Source organism: Mycobacterium sp. pR1184, assembly GCF_041287235.1.
In the GTDB taxonomy this organism is placed as follows: domain Bacteria; phylum Actinomycetota; class Actinomycetes; order Mycobacteriales; family Mycobacteriaceae; genus Mycobacterium.
Genome location: NZ_JBGGKR010000009.1, coordinates 46308 through 62799 on the forward strand (window position 1 = coordinate 46308; position 16492 = coordinate 62799).

The 16492-nt window shown below is 64.8% G+C and carries 17 protein-coding genes; 9 read left to right on the plus strand and 8 right to left on the minus strand.

Features of this window, described 5'->3' with window-relative positions; genetic code table 11:
* Positions 1–38: 38 nt before the first annotated feature.
* Positions 39–797: a hypothetical protein gene (locus ACAG21_RS16975; RefSeq protein WP_370497424.1), complete on the minus strand. Its 759-nt coding sequence runs from the start codon at positions 795–797 to the stop codon at positions 39–41.
* Positions 798–921: 124 nt separating this feature from the next.
* On the opposite strand from ACAG21_RS16975, the gene ACAG21_RS16980 reads away from it, so the two are divergent.
* The 3 genes from ACAG21_RS16980 to katG all read left to right on the plus strand — a co-directional run bounded on the left by ACAG21_RS16980 (position 922) and on the right by katG (position 4915).
* The gene (locus tag ACAG21_RS16980) at positions 922–2181 is read left to right on the plus strand and encodes an Ig-like domain-containing protein (RefSeq protein WP_370497425.1); all 1260 of its coding nucleotides are present in this window, start codon (positions 922–924) and stop codon (positions 2179–2181) included.
* A gap of 72 nt (positions 2182–2253) precedes the next feature.
* Positions 2254–2694, plus strand: a complete 441-nt coding sequence (locus ACAG21_RS16985) for a Fur family transcriptional regulator (protein WP_370497426.1) — start codon at positions 2254–2256, stop codon at positions 2692–2694.
* A 94-nt stretch (positions 2695–2788) separates the two neighbouring features.
* The gene (gene katG / locus ACAG21_RS16990) at positions 2789–4915 is read left to right on the plus strand and encodes a catalase/peroxidase HPI (protein WP_370497615.1); all 2127 of its coding nucleotides are present in this window, start codon (positions 2789–2791) and stop codon (positions 4913–4915) included.
* A gap of 79 nt (positions 4916–4994) precedes the next feature.
* Here katG and ACAG21_RS16995 read toward each other — a convergent pair whose 3' ends face one another.
* Positions 4995–5555 carry a carboxymuconolactone decarboxylase family protein gene (locus ACAG21_RS16995; protein WP_370497427.1) on the minus strand — a complete coding sequence of 187 codons (561 nt, stop codon included), beginning with the start codon at positions 5553–5555 and terminating at the stop codon, positions 4995–4997.
* A 95-nt stretch (positions 5556–5650) separates the two neighbouring features.
* Between ACAG21_RS16995 and ACAG21_RS17000 the strand changes: the two genes are divergently transcribed.
* Both ACAG21_RS17000 and ACAG21_RS17005 read left to right on the plus strand, forming a co-directional pair.
* The gene (locus ACAG21_RS17000; RefSeq protein ID WP_370497428.1) at positions 5651–5929 is read left to right on the plus strand and encodes a winged helix-turn-helix transcriptional regulator; all 279 of its coding nucleotides are present in this window, start codon (positions 5651–5653) and stop codon (positions 5927–5929) included.
* 110 nt (positions 5930–6039) lie between these two features.
* Positions 6040–6915 (plus strand): alpha/beta fold hydrolase, encoded by an 876-nt coding sequence (locus tag ACAG21_RS17005; RefSeq protein WP_370497429.1) that lies wholly within the window; start codon positions 6040–6042, stop codon positions 6913–6915.
* Positions 6916–6922: 7 nt separating this feature from the next.
* Here the strand turns inward: ACAG21_RS17005 and ACAG21_RS17010 are convergent, their stop codons facing one another.
* The 5 genes from ACAG21_RS17010 to ACAG21_RS17030 all read right to left on the minus strand — a co-directional run bounded on the left by ACAG21_RS17010 (position 6923) and on the right by ACAG21_RS17030 (position 11589).
* On the minus strand, positions 6923–7714 hold the full coding sequence (locus ACAG21_RS17010; RefSeq protein WP_370497430.1) for a DUF1906 domain-containing protein: 792 nt from the start codon (positions 7712–7714) through the stop codon (positions 6923–6925).
* A gap of 22 nt (positions 7715–7736) precedes the next feature.
* Positions 7737–8528 (minus strand): alpha/beta hydrolase, encoded by a 792-nt coding sequence (locus ACAG21_RS17015; RefSeq protein WP_370497431.1) that lies wholly within the window; start codon positions 8526–8528, stop codon positions 7737–7739.
* A 95-nt stretch (positions 8529–8623) separates the two neighbouring features.
* The gene (locus ACAG21_RS17020; protein WP_370497432.1) at positions 8624–10177 is read right to left on the minus strand and encodes a GMC family oxidoreductase; all 1554 of its coding nucleotides are present in this window, start codon (positions 10175–10177) and stop codon (positions 8624–8626) included.
* Between the two features lie 145 nt (positions 10178–10322).
* On the minus strand, positions 10323–10775 hold the full coding sequence (locus tag ACAG21_RS17025) for an SRPBCC family protein (protein WP_370497433.1): 453 nt from the start codon (positions 10773–10775) through the stop codon (positions 10323–10325).
* A 1-nt stretch (position 10776) separates the two neighbouring features.
* A complete protein-coding gene (locus tag ACAG21_RS17030) occupies positions 10777–11589 on the minus strand; it encodes an SDR family NAD(P)-dependent oxidoreductase (protein WP_370497434.1) in 813 nt (270 codons plus the stop codon).
* Positions 11590–11651: 62 nt separating this feature from the next.
* Here ACAG21_RS17030 and ACAG21_RS17035 point away from each other — a divergent pair, with 62 nt between their 5' ends.
* The 4 genes from ACAG21_RS17035 (at position 11652) to ACAG21_RS17050 (ending at position 15674) form a co-directional block, all read left to right on the plus strand.
* Positions 11652–12275 carry a TetR/AcrR family transcriptional regulator gene (locus tag ACAG21_RS17035; RefSeq protein ID WP_370497435.1) on the plus strand — a complete coding sequence of 208 codons (624 nt, stop codon included), beginning with the start codon at positions 11652–11654 and terminating at the stop codon, positions 12273–12275.
* Between the two features lie 327 nt (positions 12276–12602).
* A complete protein-coding gene (locus tag ACAG21_RS17040) occupies positions 12603–13859 on the plus strand; it encodes a glycosyltransferase family 4 protein (protein ID WP_370497436.1) in 1257 nt (418 codons plus the stop codon).
* Positions 13853–14611: a class I SAM-dependent methyltransferase gene (locus tag ACAG21_RS17045; protein WP_370497437.1), complete on the plus strand. Its 759-nt coding sequence runs from the start codon at positions 13853–13855 to the stop codon at positions 14609–14611. Before ACAG21_RS17040 ends, ACAG21_RS17045 begins: the two co-directional genes overlap by 7 nt.
* Positions 14592–15674, plus strand: a complete 1083-nt coding sequence (locus ACAG21_RS17050) for a prenyltransferase (protein WP_370497438.1) — start codon at positions 14592–14594, stop codon at positions 15672–15674. Before ACAG21_RS17045 ends, ACAG21_RS17050 begins: the two co-directional genes overlap by 20 nt.
* Here the strand turns inward: ACAG21_RS17050 and ACAG21_RS17055 are convergent.
* A complete protein-coding gene (locus ACAG21_RS17055; RefSeq protein ID WP_370497439.1) occupies positions 15655–16338 on the minus strand; it encodes a class I SAM-dependent methyltransferase in 684 nt (227 codons plus the stop codon). The two genes, ACAG21_RS17050 and ACAG21_RS17055, sit on opposite strands and share 20 nt — an antisense overlap.
* Positions 16339–16492 lie beyond the last annotated feature (154 nt).

The window sequence follows — 16492 nt, forward strand, 5'->3', positions numbered from 1 at the left end:
TGCCACCCGGAAACGAGGCCGCGGCTCGCAGTCCGTGGCTAGCGCCGCTGCAGGTGCGCTTTTGCTTCGCGGAGCAGTTCGGTCGCATCGTGGCTGGCTTGTTGGGCTTTGTCGTAGTTCTTTTCGGCGCGGTCGAGCGCGCGTTGCGCCTTGCGGAGGTCGACAAGCGCTTCGTCACGACGCTCGCGGACTGTCTGCCTTTCGGATTCCGACTGCGCCAGCTTGTCGTCGGCATCGGCCTTGGCGCGCTCGGCCGCGGCAACCGCCGCGGCGAGTTTCTCCCGCCGTCGGTCAACGTCCTTATCGCGTGGTCTGGCGGGCGGGGGTTCGGCGTCAGCGCCGTACGCACCGAATCCCGACCACTGTTCGGGGCGTTCCAGTCGCCCCAGTCGCGCCCTGACCTCGGGATCGGCGATCGCGGCCTGCAGCGTGGTCGTGACGTCCTCACGTACCGCTGCGGACGCGCTGATGCCGGCCTTGTCGAAGGCTGATCGAACCAGGTCCTGGATCAGTCGATGTTGCTCGCCGGACAGTTCGCGGATGCGGTGGCCATCCATCGCGGCGTGCGCCGAGCGCAGCTTGTCGCCCAGGTCGGCAATGCGCCGTGCGACGTTCTTGTCGCCGATCGCAAGCTGATTGACCACCCAGGCCGCGGTGGTCGGTTTGCGGCTGGCCGAGATCCGTTTGGCGGCGGACTTGTCGCCTCGGCGCCGAGCGGCCGCGGACAATTCGGTGCGCTGGGCGGTGAAGGCACTGGGCTGCACCGAATACAGCGTGTCGAGTTCGTCGTCGGCCATCACGCCATGATCTCTCGCAGACGTTTCAGGACGTGGCTGTGGGGCTACTTGTTACGCAACGTTGTCTCCGTGCGGGTTCAACCTCGAGCCGGCTGATGAGTAACCCCCAAGGATGCGCATCCAGATGAACCCCAGGAACGGTGCTGAAGTTTTGCGGCGGCTTCGACCGGCGCACCGGATTTTGCTGTGCGTATTCGTCGTCGTAGGACTTTGCGCCACGATCCAGATCGCCTCCTCGTCGCGCTGCGCGAACTGCGTTTCGAAAGCTGTTGAGACTCCGGTGATTTCGTTTACTCCCGGAGTCAACGCGCGAGATGTCGACCCTGTCGCGCCGGTGCAGGTGAAGGCGGAGAACGGGACGCTCACCGAGGTCCGCATGGTCAATGAGGCCGGCAAGTCCATCGAGGGCGTGATGACGCCCGACAACACTGTCTGGAAGCCCACCGCCCCGTTGGGCTACGGACGCACCTACACGCTCAACGTCAGCGGTCGCAGCTCGGGTGGCGTTGTGGCGAAACAGGTTTCGTCGTTCTCGACCCTGCGGCCGTCGAATCAGACGAAGGTGTCGTTCACCACCACCTCCGAGGCTGCGCTACGCGACGGCGGTACCTACGGCGTCGGGACGGTCGTGGTCGCCCACTTCGACGAGAAGATCACGGATCGCGCGGCGGCCGAGCGTCAGCTGAAAGTCACGACCGACCCGGCGGTTGCGGGCTCGTGGTACTGGGTCGACGGGCAGCACGCCCACTGGCGGCCCGAACACTACTACGCACCCGGGACCACTGTCACCGCCGAAGCCAAGATTTATGGAATCGCTTTGGGCGACGGCCTATTCGGACAGGAAGATACCCGGGTGTCGTTCCGGATCGGTGACGCGCATGTGTCGATCGCCGATGACGCCACCAAAATGGTGAGCGTCTACGACAACGGGGCGCTCGTCCGCACGATGCCCACCTCCATGGGAATGGGGGGCGAGGAGAAGGTCGGAGCGCAAACCATTTCGCTGTGGACTCCCCCAGGCACCTACACGGTGCTCGACAAGGGCAACCCCGTCGTGATGGACTCGTCAACCTTTGGGCTGCCGAAGAACTCGCGTCTCGGGTATCGGGAGACCATCAACTACGCAACCCGAATCAGCATCGACGGCATCTATTTGCACCAGCTCGACGCGACGGTCTGGGCCCAGGGGCACACCGATACCTCGCACGGATGCCTGAACCTCAACGGCGACAACGCCAAATGGTTCTACGACTTTTCCGTGCCCGGTGACGTGGTCGAGGTCCGCAACACCGGAGGACCGCCGTTGAAGCTGACTCAAAACGGCGATTGGACGCTTAGCTGGGACCAGTGGCGTGACGGCAGCGCCGTAAAGCCGGCTTCCTGACGTCAAATCTTTACGGGGTGTTGCCCCGAGAAACTCTTGACCGAATCCAGATAAGCGGGGCATATTGGCGTTGTGTCGTCAACGTCGGACTACGCGGAGCGGTTGCGTTTGGCCGATCTGCGTGTGACCCGGCCCAGGATCGCCGTCCTGGAAGCAGTGCACGCCCATCCTCATGCCGACACCGAGACGATTTTCTCCTCGGTGCGCATCGGTCTCCCCGATGTCTCGCGTCAAGCCGTGTACGACGTGCTCAATGCCCTCACGGCGGTGGGCCTGGTCCGGCGCATCCAGCCGTCGGGGCTGGTCGCACGATACGAGTCTCGGGTCGGCGACAACCACCATCACGTCGTGTGCCGATCCTGCGGGGTGATCGCCGACGTCGACTGCGCGGTCGGCGATGCGCCGTGCCTGACGCCATCAGACGATGACAACGCGCTGGACGGCTTCGTGCTCGATGAGGCCGAAGTCATCTACTGGGGCATGTGCCCCGATTGTTCGACCGCGGATTCCTGATCACAGCCCTGATTCACCTAACACCGAAAGGAATGTTGTGTCCGAAAGCGAAAATCCCACGATCGCTGCGCCAACCCCGAAAGATGGCGCTCCCCTGACGAATCAGGATTGGTGGCCCAACCAGGTCGACGTCTCGAAGCTGCACCCGCACTCGCCCCAGGCCAACCCGCTCGGCGAGGACTTCGACTACGCCGAGGAGTTCGCCAAGCTCGACGTCGACGCGCTCAAGGCCGACATGATTTCGCTGATGACCAGCTCGCAGGACTGGTGGCCCGCCGACTACGGCCACTACGGCGGCTTCTTCATCCGCATGAGTTGGCACGCCGCGGGCACCTACCGCATCTTCGACGGCCGCGGCGGCGGCGGGCAGGGCATGCAGCGTTTCGCCCCGCTCAACAGCTGGCCGGACAACGCGAGCCTGGACAAGGCCCGCCGGCTGCTGTGGCCGATCAAGAAGAAGTACGGCAACAAGCTTTCCTGGGCCGACCTGATTGTCTTCGCCGGCAATGTCGCTTTGGAGTCGATGGGATTCAAGACCTTCGGCTTCGCGTTCGGCCGCGAAGACGTGTGGGAGCCCGAAGAGATCCTCTTCGGTGAAGAGGACGAGTGGCTCGGCACCAACAAACGCTACTCTGGCACGCGCGACCTCGCGCAGCCCTACGGTGCGACCACGATGGGCCTGATCTACGTGAATCCGGAAGGCCCCGAAGGCAAGCCGGATCCCGTCGCCGCGGCGATCGACATCCGTGAGACCTTCGGCCGGATGGCGATGAACGACGAGGAGACTGCGGCGCTGATCGTCGGCGGCCACAGCTTCGGCAAGACCCACGGAGCCGCGAGCGGCGAGCTGGTCGGTCCCGAGCCGGAGGGCGCCCCGATCGAGCAGCAGGGGCTGGGCTGGAAGAGTCCCTACGGCAGCGGCAGCGGCAAGGACGCCATTACCAGCGGCCTGGAGGTGGTCTGGACGCCCACCCCGACCAAGTGGGACAACACCTTCCTGGAGACCCTGTACGGCTACGAGTGGGAGCTGACCAAGAGTCCCGGCGATGCGTGGCAGTTCACGGCCAAGGATGGCGCCGGCGCGGGCACCATTCCCGATCCGTTCGGCGGGCCGGGTCGCGCCCCGACGATGCTGGTCACCGACGTCTCACTGCGTGAGGATCCGATCTACCGCGAGATCACCCAGCGGTGGCTGAAGAACCCCGACGAATTGGCCGACGCCTTCGCCAAGGCCTGGTACAAGCTGCTGCACCGCGACATGGGACCGATCTCGCGTTACCTCGGACCCTGGATTCCCGAGCCGCAGCTGTGGCAGGACCCGGTTCCGGAGGTTGACCACAAGCTCGTCGACGACAAGGACGTGGCCGGCCTGAAGAGGAAGGTGCTCGAATCAGGCCTGTCGGTCCCTCAGCTGGTCAAGACCGCCTGGGCGGCTGCCGGCAGCTACCGCAACACCGACAAGCGCGGTGGTGCCAATGGCGCACGTATTCGCCTTGAGCCACAACGGAATTGGGAAGTCAACGAGCCTTCAGAGCTGGACAAGGTGTTGTCGGTGCTGGAAAAGATCCAGCAGGACTTCAACGCCTCAGCCGCGGGCGGCAAGAAGATCTCTCTGGCTGACCTCATCGTGCTGGCCGGCTCCGCTGCGGTCGAGAAGGCGGCCAAGGAGGCCGGGTACGACATCTCGGTGCACTTCGCACCGGGCCGCACCGACGCCACCCAGGAGAACACCGACGTGGAGTCGTTCGCGGTGCTCGAACCGCGTGCTGACGGGTTCCGCAACTACGCCCGGCCCGGCGAGAAGGCCCCACTGGAGCAGCTTTTGCTGGAGCGCGCCTACCTGCTCGGTGTGACCGGTCCGGAGTTGACGGTGCTCGTCGGCGGCTTGCGGGCGCTTGGTGCCAACCACGGCGGCAACAAGCACGGCGTGTTCACCGACAAGCCGGGTGCGTTGACCAACGACTTCTTCGTCAACCTGCTGGACATGGGTACGGAGTGGAAGCCGTCGGAAACACAGGAGAACGTCTACGAGGGCCGGGATCGGGCCTCGGGGGCGCTGAAGTGGACCGCAACCGCGAACGACCTGGTGTTCGGGTCGAACTCGGTGCTGCGCGCGCTTGTCGAGGTGTACGCGCAGGACGACAACGCGGGCAAGTTCGTCGAGGATTTCGTCGCCGCGTGGGTCAAGGTCATGAACAACGATCGGTACGACCTGAAGTGACCTGATCGTCAGTGCTGGACAACACCCCGCGGGCGGCCCAGCTCGCGGGGTGTTGTCCGTACGAACCCCGAAAGCGCGGCTACGTCGGAAAGGCGCGGGCACCGTCTTCGAGCGGCAGACGCAGGGCATTCACGAGATAGCTGACCGTCCGGTAGGCGCCGGCGAGCATCAGCAGCTCCAGGATGGCTTCGTCGCTGTGGTAGCTGCTCAACTCCGCCCACAGATCGTCGTCGACGGTGCAGTTGCGGTGCAGGCTGTCGCAGAGGCGGATCAAGACGCGATCGCCATCCTCCCAGCCCTCATCCTCGGGTGTCCCGGTTGTCAGCGATGCGATCTGGCCCTCGGTCAGGCCCGCCTTGGCCGCGAACGTGGTCACGTGCACTCCCCACTCGTATTCGGCGCCGCAGGCCGCGGTGACCCTGTCGATGACGATCTCGCGCTGCCGGATCGTCAGATGCCCGCGGTCAAGCAAGCCTGAGTTGAAGAATTTGACGAAGAGTCGGTGGTCGCGGGCCAACGTGGTGAAGAGCACCAGCGGAGGCCTGCCGTGCATGACGGCGTCGATGGCCTGCTGGATGTCGGCTGGGAATGGCGGCGAGGCGGGCGCAATGCGCGCGCTACTATTTTTATAGCGAGTCATGCTGGCACTCTACGCGGACATGCTTCAAAATATGAAGCATGTCCGCTCCGAGGTTCGGGTCGCCAGTGCGAGGGTCGTCCACCGGACGGCCAATCATGGTCGCCTTTGATGCCCTTGGCCGACGTGGCGCGCTGCGCATCTTGTGGGAATTGCGTTCCGGCCCGTTGACGTTTCGTGGCCTTCAGGCGGCATCCGAGATGAATCCCGGCTCCCTCAATTCCCGGCTCAAGGAACTGCGGGCGCTGGACATCCTGGATCACTCCGACGGCGGCTATCACCTCACCGATCACGGGCGGTCACTCATGGCGGCATTGAAACCGCTCCAAGCCTGGGCCGACGACTGGGCGCGGCGGACCGACATTCGCGCGAAGTGAGGCCTGCCACACTATTACCCGCCAGTAACCTACGAAGGCGTAAGTTGCGTATTCTTGGGTAATCGCCGGTGTATCCAACTACCACCAAGGCTGGAGCAAACGGTCTGATGATGAGCGAATTGAGCTACCTCGAACTGCACGGCGACCGGATCGCCTACCGGGAAGCCGGCCACGGCCACGCGCTGCTGTTGATCCACGGGATGGCAGGCAGCTCGGCCACCTGGCGGGAGATCATCCCCCAGCTCGCCAAAAAATACCGCGTGATCGCGCCTGACCTGCTCGGTCACGGCGAGTCGGCAAAGCCACGCGGTGACTACTCGCTGGGCGCATTCGCGGTCTCGCTACGTGATCTACTCGACGAGCTCGGCGTGTCTCGTGCCACCGTGGTCGGGCAGTCGCTCGGCGGCGGCATCGCGATGCAGTTCACCCATCAGCACCGCGACTACTGCGAGCGCCTGGCTTTGATCGGCAGCGGCGGCCTCGGCCCGGAACTCAGTCCGGTGTTGCGGATGCTGTCCGCGCCCGGCGCCGAGTTGCTGTTGCCCGTCGTGGCCCCGCGACCGGTGCTAAACCTCGGCAACAAGCTCGGATCGTGGCTGACCTCGGCCGGCATCCGCGCGCCGCGAGCCGGTGAGATGTGGCAGGCGTACTGCTCACTGTCCGATGCGCGGACCCGCCAGGCGTTCCTGCGCACCTTGCGCTCCGTCGTGGACTACCGCGGTCAGGCCGTCAGCGCGCTCAACAAGTTGCACGTCGCCGCCGGCCTACCCACGGTGCTGATCTGGGGCGACCAGGACCGGATCATTCCGGTCGCACACGCCTACGCCGCCCACGACGCGCTGGATGGCAGCCGACTCGAGGTACTCGAAGGCGTAGGGCACTTCCCGCACGTGGAGGCGCCGGCGGCCGTGGCGGACATCCTGGAGAACTTCATCGCGTCGACGACGCCGCAGGCGACCGCCAATTCGGTGACACTGGGCAGGTAGGCACGGCTCAGCGGCTGAGATCCCACTGTCCGTAGTCGGCCGCGAGGACGTCGTCCACATCGACATTGATCCCGCCCAGCAGCGGGCCGGGATTCGACGGGCTGTTGACGACCGCCTGGTACAGCACCGCCATCGGCTCGCGCTGGCCGTGCGACCATGACCGCGTTTGCCACGCCCAGCGATGCCCCGCGCTGGACGAGGTGCCGATCACCCCATCCCTGATCGCCCACCCACACGCGTTGTAGTGGCCGTAGATACCGGTGCGGCCCACGCCGAGGACCGAGTTGATTCCCCGAAACCATTCGACGGCAAGGGTATTCCAGGTGTTCTCGTCGATATCGTCGTCGACACTGAAGAAGATCGGCGCCGAGTTCGGTCCGCCTGCCGCGGCGTGCAGCTGCTGCGCCGTTTGAGCGTCCGCGACACCGCCGTCGTGGCCGCGGGTCAGATCCGACGGGGTGGCCGGCCATCCGGGCTTGCCGTACTGGAAGTTGCTGACGATGTGCAGGCCGGCGGCGCGCAACGAGTCCGCGTACTCGCGGGTGAGGGGCTTGGCCTCGAAATGGGCTCCCGGCCGCTCCGCGGAGACGTAGTTGATCACACCGGCGTACCCCGCCGCCCTGATCTCGTCCGGTGCGATCCTTTTCTCCGCAAAGTCAATCAGCTGGATGTCCGCGGCGGACGCGTGCCGCATGCCGAACGGCGTTGCCAGCGGCACCAGACTCAGCAGTGCCGGAGACAACGCGTACTTGAGGGCATCGCGTCGTGAAACAGATCGTGGCGCAGCCGAATCGGGCACGGCGAGATCGTAGCAAAGCCCGCTACAGTCCCTGTTCTTTCAGCCAGGACACGATGTGACCGGCAAGGGTCGGCCACTCGGGTTCCAGCGTCACGCTGTGCCCCATGTCGGGGATGATCGTCGCTTGGGTGCCATAGGCCTTTGCCGTTTTGTGCACGACGGAGGGAGGATAAATCTCGTCGTACTCTCCCCCGGCCACCAGCAACGGCGTGGTCACTCGTGCGGTCTTGACGAGGTTGAGCGCGACCATGTCGCCGATGATTGCCCGCGTACTGTCCGGCTGCAGACGCGCTATGCCTTCGGCTACCACGGATTCCGGCGTCGACGGCGCAAAGAGCAGCCCGCGCGCACCGGCCAGCGTTCCACCGTACATGTCGGCGGGCCGGCCGGTGACGGCGAATCTCTGGCAGCCCCAAGGGTGTTTGCGCATGGCCCGCAACAGGGTGCGCAGGTGTCCGCGTGGCGGTGCGGCTGCCAGCAGGACACCGGCGGGGGCGTCGTTGCTTTCCAAGTACTTCTGCACGATAAATCCGCCCATCGAGTGCCCGATCAAGACAGGATGTGGCGCAAGCGATTTGGCAATCGAGGTGACGTCTTCGACGTAGTCCGAGATCGAGCACAGGCGAAGGGGTTTGTCCGCCGGGCTCGAGCCATGGCCGCGAAGGCTGGGTGCCAAGACGCGAAACCCGTGTTCGGCGAAGTAGTCCAGAAAGTGCACATCCCAGCTCCATCCACCCTGGAATGCGCCGTGCACGAAGAGCAACGGGTGTGGGTGCTCTTTGCTGGGCTGACCCTTGTCGATGATTTCCAACATGATTTCGAATCCCTATCGAGGCGTTGATGATTGGTTGTTGTGGATTCGTTGCAGTATGGGCGGCGGACTGATTTGCGGACCGACATCTTTTGATGTCAGAGCCGATGGTCGGCCTTGATGAACTGCGCGGCGCGCTCGCCGATCACGACGCAGGGTGCCATCGTGTTGCCGGTGGTTATGCGCGGCATGATCGATGCGTCGGCGACGCGCAGATTCTCGAAGCCGTACACGCTGAGCCGTCCGTCGACCACCGACATCGAGTCGCGGCCCATCTTCGCCGTTCCCGACTCGTGCCAATAAGTGGTCACCGCGTTGCGCAAGTACGTTTCCAGCTCGTCGCCGGTCAGGTTGCCCGGCATGACTTCCCTGGTTACCAACGGCCGCAGCTCACTGGAATTGCCGATTTCGCGCAGGGTTTCGATGCAGGCGATCGCCGTCTTGACATCGTGCGGATCCGACAACGCGCTCGCTTCGATCCGAATCGGATCGTGCGGATCGGGCCCGGTGAGTCGCACCCGGCCGCGGCTTTTCGGATGCGTGAGTGAGCCGAATAGGGTCCAGGCGTTCTGTGGCACGACGTATTTCGCGTTGTTCTCCGGCGTGGCCATCGGCAATGCACCCAGGCAAGCGAAGAGATCCGGTCCATCAACGTCGCCGAGTCCGGAGTCCCAGAACAAAGCCGCCCCTGCCTGGGTGCTGGCTTGGACGTTATCGGGAAACTCCCATACGCAGCCGAACCCGTAGTGGTCTTGAAAGTTGTGTCCTACCCCGGGCAGGTGCTGACGCACCCGGACTCCGACGCGGCGCAGTTCGTCGGTGTCGCCTACACCGGACCGCATCAGCACCTTGGGGGTGTGAATCGCCCCGAGGGACAACACCACCTCGGTGTCCGCGGTGATGTGGTGGACGGCGCCGTCGTGGATCACCTCGACGCCGGTGGCCCGATCGCCCTGGAATGTCACCCGCGTCACCAGGGCATGCGGCACCACGGTCAGGTTCGGCTTGTCCAGATGAGGCGCCGTGTAAGTGCGGAAAACGGAGAGGCGCTTTCCGTCGCGGTATCGCACGTCGGTGATCGCGGCACCGCGCATCTCCTCCATCAGCCGGCCGTTGGGGCTCTGATAGGTCGGAATCCCCAGTGTCCTAGCGGCTTTCAAAGCCGTCGCGGCGACCGGATGCACGTCGGGCGTCGGCTGCACGAAGACCGGCCCGCCGGTGCCGCGATGATTCGGCTCACCCGTGCCGTGCCAGTCCTCCAGTTGCCGATACAAATCCAGGACCGGCTCGTAACCCCAGGCCGGTTCGCCGGATTCGGACGCGAAGAGGTCCCAGTCGCTGCGGTGTCCGCGCGCCCAGATCATCACGTTGATGCTGGAACCGCCGCCGAGCACCTTGCCCATCGAAAACGGGATCGAGCGGCCGTTCAGCCCCGGATCGGGCTCCGAGGCAAATCCCCAGTCCCGGTCGGTGCCCAGGTTCAGCGGCCACTGGTCGGCCTCGGTGACGCTGGACACTTCATCGCTGCCGCCGGCCTCCAGGAGCAAGACCGTCACATCGGGGTTTTCCGCCAACCGTCCGGCGATGACCGAACCCGACGATCCCGCCCCGCACACGATGAAGTGATAGCGCGGTCCTAATACAGCATTCACGATGGCTCCTACCGACTCGCTAGGTATAGTTTCCAATATCTAGCCACGCGCTGCCGAACCGGATGGTTCACCCTTGTCGCGAATTACCGCGTGACTGAACCTGATTCGGAGCACTCGTCGATACGGTTGTCTCGTGTGACGAGAATTACCGGCCTTCAGCTGCTTTCACGAGTCGACTAGCAAGGAAGCCAACCACGCCGCGCAGCAGTACGCGCATAATTCGTCCCGTGCCGCGCACACTTTCAGTGAAGGATCCCGTCCAGCGGATATCGGTGCCCCCCGCGAGGTTGGCCGTTAGCAACATCTCGGCCCGGTAGCCGCGTGCCGGCAGTGGTGGTCCGATCTGCAGGTAAACGTGCCGGCGGTCTTGTTCGTAGGTGATCGTCTCTTCTCTCATCAGCATCGGCCAGACACCCACTTTGCGCACCGCGCCGACGCCAGCGGGTGCCGGATCGCCTCGCCGCTCCCAACTCGATTGGACGATAAGTGGTTTCGCCCATTCGGACCAGTGGGCGCCGTCGGTCTCCAGGCCGAATACAGTGGCGGCCGAAGCGCTTGTCGTTCGGTTGATCTCGAATGTGAAGACTTTGCCGGACATCTCACCGGCTCGCAGGCGCCGTCGCGGTCGCGGGCCGCAGCATGCGGGCGCTGATCAAAGCCGAAAGCCAACCGGGTGACAAGCGCCCCCCGGCAGTCATGATCCGGTTGCGCCACCCGGGAACCGCGACGGCGCGGCCTCGGTCGAGCGCGCGCAGGCCGGCGGCCACCACCGGTTCGGGTGCGGCCAGGTGCCGGTAGATCGCGGTGTGCGAGACATCCGATCCCAGCGCATCGACGAATCCCGTCCGGGTGGGTCCCGGGCACAACGCGGTCACCGTGACGCCCGCGCCGCGGGTTTCCGCCCACAAAGCCTGGCTGAGCGACAGCACGAACGCCTTCGAGGCGCCGTAGGTGGCCTGGTAGGTCCCGGGCTGAAACGCGATGGTGGAAGCGACGTTGAGAATGCCGCCGCGACCGCGAGCGATCATGCCGGGCAGTACCGCGTGGGTGAGCCGGACCAGCGCGTCGATATTGACCGCCACCAGCTCGTGCTCGCGGTCGGCGTCCAGTTCCGCGAATCGGCCATAGGTGCCGAACCCGGCGTTGTTGACCAGCACCTCGATCGTGTGCCCCGCCAGGCGGGCCGCGAGGGCATCGACACCGGCCTCGGTGCCGAGGTCGCCGATGACCAGTTCGACCTCGACGGGGTTCGCCTGGCGTACCCGCTGCGCTACCGCGTTGAGCCGGTCCCCGTCACGTCCGGCAAGCAGCAATGACAAGCCGCGCTTGGCCAGCAGGTCGGCGAAGACCGCGCCGAGACCGGAGCTGGCACCCGTGATCACCGCCCACCCGGTCGTTGATTGAGATGACATTTCCACTCCTTCCGAAGATGTGAATGCTCTTAACATAAATGATGCATGTTAATGTCGTCAACATGTCCGGAAAGAAGGCCCCCACGGTGGCGCAGGCGCGCCGGGACAGCTACCATCACGGCGACCTCAAACAAGCGCTGACCAGTGCAGCGCTGGCGCTAGTGGCCGAGCGGGGGCCGAAGGGCTTCACCTTGACCGAGGCGGCCCGGCGGGCGGGCGTCAGCGCCGCGGCGCCATACCGTCACTTCACCGACAAGGCCCACCTGCTCGCTACCGTTGCCGAGCAGGGGTTTCTCGACCTCCACGCCACACTGACCGCCGGCGCCGATGCCGCGCCAGGACCGACCGACAAGCTGATCGAAATCGGTCGCGCTTACGTGCGCTGGGCAATCGGGCATCCGGACCAGTACCGGGTCATGTTCGGCGCGGATACCGACAAAACCAAGCATCCGAGCTTGGCTGTCGCCGCAGTTCAAGCGTTCGGAGTGTTGCTTGACGCAATTGCCGGATGCCAGGCCGCCGGGTTGCTGCGCGGCCGGGCGCCGCGCGAGGTGGCCGGACCGCTGTGGTCGCTCGTGCATGGCATCGCGTCCCTTGCCATCGAGGGCGAGCTACGGAATGTCGAAATCGACCAAGACCCCGAGGACATGGTCTCCGACGTCCTGACCGACTTGTTCAAGCGCTGAACCGGATGCGTCGGCGGCGCCGTCGCCCGGCATCTCAGCAAACAAGGCTGCCGTCGGGTTGGGCACCGCGCGGACCATTGGCTCACAACATGTTCCGACTCTTGGTCGGCTCCGCGCCACCGGGAGCAGTTATCCAGCGGACCTCGCCGTCGAACGAAAATCGCCGCTACCTAGTATTGAAGGGCACCGATGGCGCGTTGCGTCGATTAGCTGATCGAACTATAGTCTGGACACATGTCCAATTTGCTGTCACGGAGTTCGGGAGCCCGTTGATCGCAATGGATTCGGCGCCTCCCGCGTTCGTTAACCAGCAAAGAAGAGTTGAGTATGCGAATTGCCTTGCTGTCCTACCGTAGTAAGACCCATTGCGGCGGACAGGGCGTCTACGTACGACATCTCAGCCACGGTCTGGTGGAACTCGGTCACGATGTCGAAGTGTTCTCCGGGCAGCCGTATCCGGAACTGCTCGATCCTCGGGTGCGATTGACCGAGGTGCCGAGCCTGGATATGTACCGAGAGCCCGACCCGTTCCGGATCCCCCGGCCCAGCGAGATCCACGATTCGATCGACCTGCGGGAACTTCTGACCGTGTGGACGGCGGGCTTTCCCGAGCCGCGGACTTTCACGCTGCGCGTCGCGCGCCTGTTAGCCGAGCGCGCATCCGAGTTCGACGTCGTCCACGACAACCAGAGTCTGGGAACCGGCCTGTTGACCATCGCCGCCACCGGAATGCCGGTGGTGGCCACCGTGCACCACCCCATCACCCGTGACCGGGTGCTCGACGTCGCGGCGGCTAAGTGGTGGCGAAAGCCGTTGGTACGCCGCTGGTATGGATTCCTGGACATGCAGCAACAAGTGGCACGTCAGATCCCGGAGCTCTTGACGGTCTCGTCGTCTTCGGCCGCCGACATCGTCTCCGATTTCGGAGTGCGGCCCGAGCAACTCCACGTGGTGCCGTTGGGCGTGAACACCGAGCTGTTCAAACCGGGTTCGGGTCCGCGCCAGCGCGGCCGGGTGATCGCGATCGCCAGCGCTGACACGCCGCTGAAGGGCGTGGCCACCCTGCTGCACGCGGTCGCTAAGACTCGGGTGAACCGTGATGTCGAGTTGCGGCTCGTCGCCAAGGTGGAACCCAACGGGCCCACCCACAAGCTCATCGCGGAACTGGGGATCTCCGACATCGTGCACATCACCAGCGGGCTCACCGACGCCGAGCTGGCCGCCCTGTTCGCCTCGGCCGAGGTCGCCTGCATACCGTCGCTCTACGAAGGGTTTTCGCTGCCCGCGGTGGAGGCGATGTCGAGTGGTACCCCGATCGTCGCGAGCCGGGTGGGTGCGCTGCCCGAGGTCCTCGGGACCGACGGCGCCTGCGCCGAACTGGTCCCGCCCGCCGACGTCGACGCGCTGACCCGCGCACTCGGCGACCTCCTGGACTCGCCGGAAAAGCGCCGCAGCCTTGGCAAGGCGGGTCGGGCGCGCGCAGTCAGCGTGTTCAGCTGGGAAGCCGTCGCCGCACAGACCGTCCGGATCTATGAGCGCGCGATCGCACGAAGTGCCCTCACCGAAGGCGAATTGCAATGCTGACAGTCGATTTCGATCGCCTCGGCATCGGGCCTTCCAGCAAGGTGATCGACGTAGGCTGCGGAGCCGGCCGGCATGCGTTCGAAGCGTACCGACGCGGTGCCGACATCATCGCGTTCGACCGCGACGAGGCCGAGTTGAAGTCCGTCGAAACCATTCTTCGGGCGATGGCCGAAAACGGCGAAGCGCCCGCCGCAGCAACGGCGGAGGCGGTCGTCGGCGATGCGTTGAGCCTGCCGTATCCAGACGAGACATTCGACTGTGTCATCGCATCCGAGATTCTGGAACATGTCACCCAAGACGACGCGGCGATCGCGGAATTGGTCCGGGTGCTCAAAGTCGGAGGGACCCTAGCGGTTTCCGTGCCCCGCTGGCTTCCCGAACAAGTGTGCTGGCTGCTGTCCGACGAGTATCACGCCAATCTGGGCGGACACATCCGCATCTACCGGGCCAGTGAACTTCGGGACAAGATCGCCGCCAATGGCCTGGAATTAACCCATTCGCATCATGCTCATGCGCTGCATGCGCCGTTCTGGTGGCTGAAATGTGCTGTTGGAGTTGAAAATTCCGACCATCCGGCGGTGACCGCCTACCACAAGCTTCTGGTGTGGGACCTGATGCAGCGGCCGAAGCTCACCCGGTTCGCGGAGTCGGTGCTCAACCCGCTCGTGGGCAAGAGCGTGGCGATGTACTTCATCAAAGCGCAGAAGGCGGGAACCGAAGCAACTCTGGGGAATGCAGTTGCGTCGATATAACCCGCCGGCCGTTCCGGGTGTGTTGAGTCCGGAGCAGTGTCGCCAGACAGCCCTGTCCATCGCCGCCGAGCAGGAGTCGTCGGGTGCCATCCCCTGGTTCCACGGCGGGCACACCGACCCGTGGGATCACGTCGAATCCGCCATGGCGCTCACCGCGGCCGGATTACTGGAACCGGCCCGGGCCGCCTACGAGTGGAGCCGGCGTAATCAGCGGCCGGACGGATCCTGGCCGCTGCAATTCCGTGCGGGAACAATCGAGGACGCCAACAGCGACAGCAATTTCTGCGCCTACATCGCCACCGGCGTCTGGCATTACGTGTTGGTCACCGGTGACAAGTCCTTCGCCACATCGATGTGGCCCATGGTGCACAAGGCCATCGACTTCGTTATCGACCTGCAGGTCGGTTACGGCGAGATCTGTTGGGCGCGAAGCGAAACCGGTCCGGTGCGCGAAGCTCTACTCACCGGTTGTGCCAGCGTGTATCACAGCATCCGGTGCGCATTGGCGCTGGCCGCGCTGGTGAGCGATCCCCAGCCCGAATGGGAGCTGGCCCTGGGCCGGCTGGGCCATGCGCTGGTCGCGCATCCTGAGGCGTTCACCGAAAAGGACCGCTACTCGATGGATTGGTACTACCCCATCCTCGGCAGCGCGCTGCGGGGCCCGGCCGCCGCCGCCCGCATCAAGCACCGCTGGGACGACTTTGTCGTCGACGGCCTTGGCATCCGCTGCGTCGACGACCGGCCGTGGGTGACCGGCGCCGAAACCTGCGAGCTGGTCATGGCGCTCGAGGCGATGGGTCAACGGTCGGTCGCCCACCAGCAATTCGCCGCAATGCAGCATCTGCGTGAAGAAGACGGCTCGTATTGGACGGGATTGGTATTCGCCGACGGTAAGCGCTGGCCCGAGGAACGCACGGCGTGGACGGGCGCGGCGGTGATCTTGGCGGCAGATGCGCTGTCGGACACCACCGGAGGTGCCGGGATCTTCCGCGGCCACGACCTGCCGCTGGGCCTGCAGACCGACTTCGATTGCGAGTGCGTGGTTACCGGCCCGGGTCGGTAATTTCGATCGGCTCGCCGACCTGACCGCTGGTGCGTTCGAGCACCCGTAGCGAGCCGAGCGCGGAGATCTCTCGGAATTGGCCGGAATCTATTGCGCGGCAATAGATGTAATAGGGTGGCCGCCCGCCGTCCTTCGGATCGGGAAACACGTCATGGATGACCAGTGCCCCGCCGACTTGTACCCACTTCGCCCATCCGTTGAAGTCCTCGGTGGCCGCGGCCTCGGAGTGGCCACCGTCGATGAACAAGAACCGTAGCGGTGACCGCCACCCGCGGGCCACGACCGGTGACTTGCCCACGATGGCGACGACGTGGTCGTCCAGCCCGGCGGCGTCGAGCGTGCGACGAAACGTCGGGAGGGTGTCGAACAGTCCGGTGACCTCGTCGACCAACGAGGCATCGTGGTATTCCCAGCCGGCCTGATGTTCCTCGGAGCCGTGATGATGGTCCACCGTGTACAGCACACCGGCCGTCTGCTGTGCCGCTGCACCGAGCAGCAAGGTGGATTTGCCGCAGTAGGTACCGATCTCGACACCGATACCGCCGTCCAGATACCGCAGCGCAGCGTCATAGAGCGCGCGCCCTTCGTCGTCGGGCATGAAGCCCGTGACCTGTTCGGCCAGTGTGAACAAGCGCTCGGGTGCGCTCGTGTTGGTGTTGCTCATCAGCTGAACCTATCGTCCGGCGTGCTTCGACCAACAGCGTGGTCAAAGTCGGTACGCCGAGCCGTTCACCCTGCCAGGCGCAGGCGACGAGTTCGTCTTAACATCGTGCTGTGCGCGCTTTACGTCCCCTCACATCATGTGGTGTGTGCCTCGC

What these genes read in the sequence shown, in the direction of transcription:
- ACAG21_RS16975 (WP_370497424.1), bottom strand. Translation starts at nt 797, where the DNA reads ATGGCCGACGACGAACTCGACACGCTGTATTCGGTGCAGCCCAGTGCC.
- ACAG21_RS16980 (WP_370497425.1), top strand. Translation starts at nt 922, where the DNA reads ATGAACCCCAGGAACGGTGCTGAAGTTTTGCGGCGGCTTCGACCGGCG.
- ACAG21_RS16995 (WP_370497427.1), bottom strand. Translation starts at nt 5,555, where the DNA reads ATGACTCGCTATAAAAATAGTAGCGCGCGCATTGCGCCCGCCTCGCCG.
- ACAG21_RS17000 (WP_370497428.1), top strand. Translation starts at nt 5,651, where the DNA reads ATGGTCGCCTTTGATGCCCTTGGCCGACGTGGCGCGCTGCGCATCTTG.
- ACAG21_RS17005 (WP_370497429.1), top strand. Translation starts at nt 6,040, where the DNA reads ATGAGCGAATTGAGCTACCTCGAACTGCACGGCGACCGGATCGCCTAC.
- ACAG21_RS17015 (WP_370497431.1), bottom strand. Translation starts at nt 8,528, where the DNA reads ATGTTGGAAATCATCGACAAGGGTCAGCCCAGCAAAGAGCACCCACAC.
- ACAG21_RS17025 (WP_370497433.1), bottom strand. Translation starts at nt 10,775, where the DNA reads ATGTCCGGCAAAGTCTTCACATTCGAGATCAACCGAACGACAAGCGCT.
- ACAG21_RS17030 (WP_370497434.1), bottom strand. Translation starts at nt 11,589, where the DNA reads ATGTCATCTCAATCAACGACCGGGTGGGCGGTGATCACGGGTGCCAGC.
- ACAG21_RS17035 (WP_370497435.1), top strand. Translation starts at nt 11,652, where the DNA reads ATGTCCGGAAAGAAGGCCCCCACGGTGGCGCAGGCGCGCCGGGACAGC.
- ACAG21_RS17040 (WP_370497436.1), top strand. Translation starts at nt 12,603, where the DNA reads ATGCGAATTGCCTTGCTGTCCTACCGTAGTAAGACCCATTGCGGCGGA.
- ACAG21_RS17045 (WP_370497437.1), top strand. Translation starts at nt 13,853, where the DNA reads ATGCTGACAGTCGATTTCGATCGCCTCGGCATCGGGCCTTCCAGCAAG.
- ACAG21_RS17050 (WP_370497438.1), top strand. Translation starts at nt 14,592, where the DNA reads ATGCAGTTGCGTCGATATAACCCGCCGGCCGTTCCGGGTGTGTTGAGT.
- ACAG21_RS17055 (WP_370497439.1), bottom strand. Translation starts at nt 16,338, where the DNA reads ATGAGCAACACCAACACGAGCGCACCCGAGCGCTTGTTCACACTGGCC.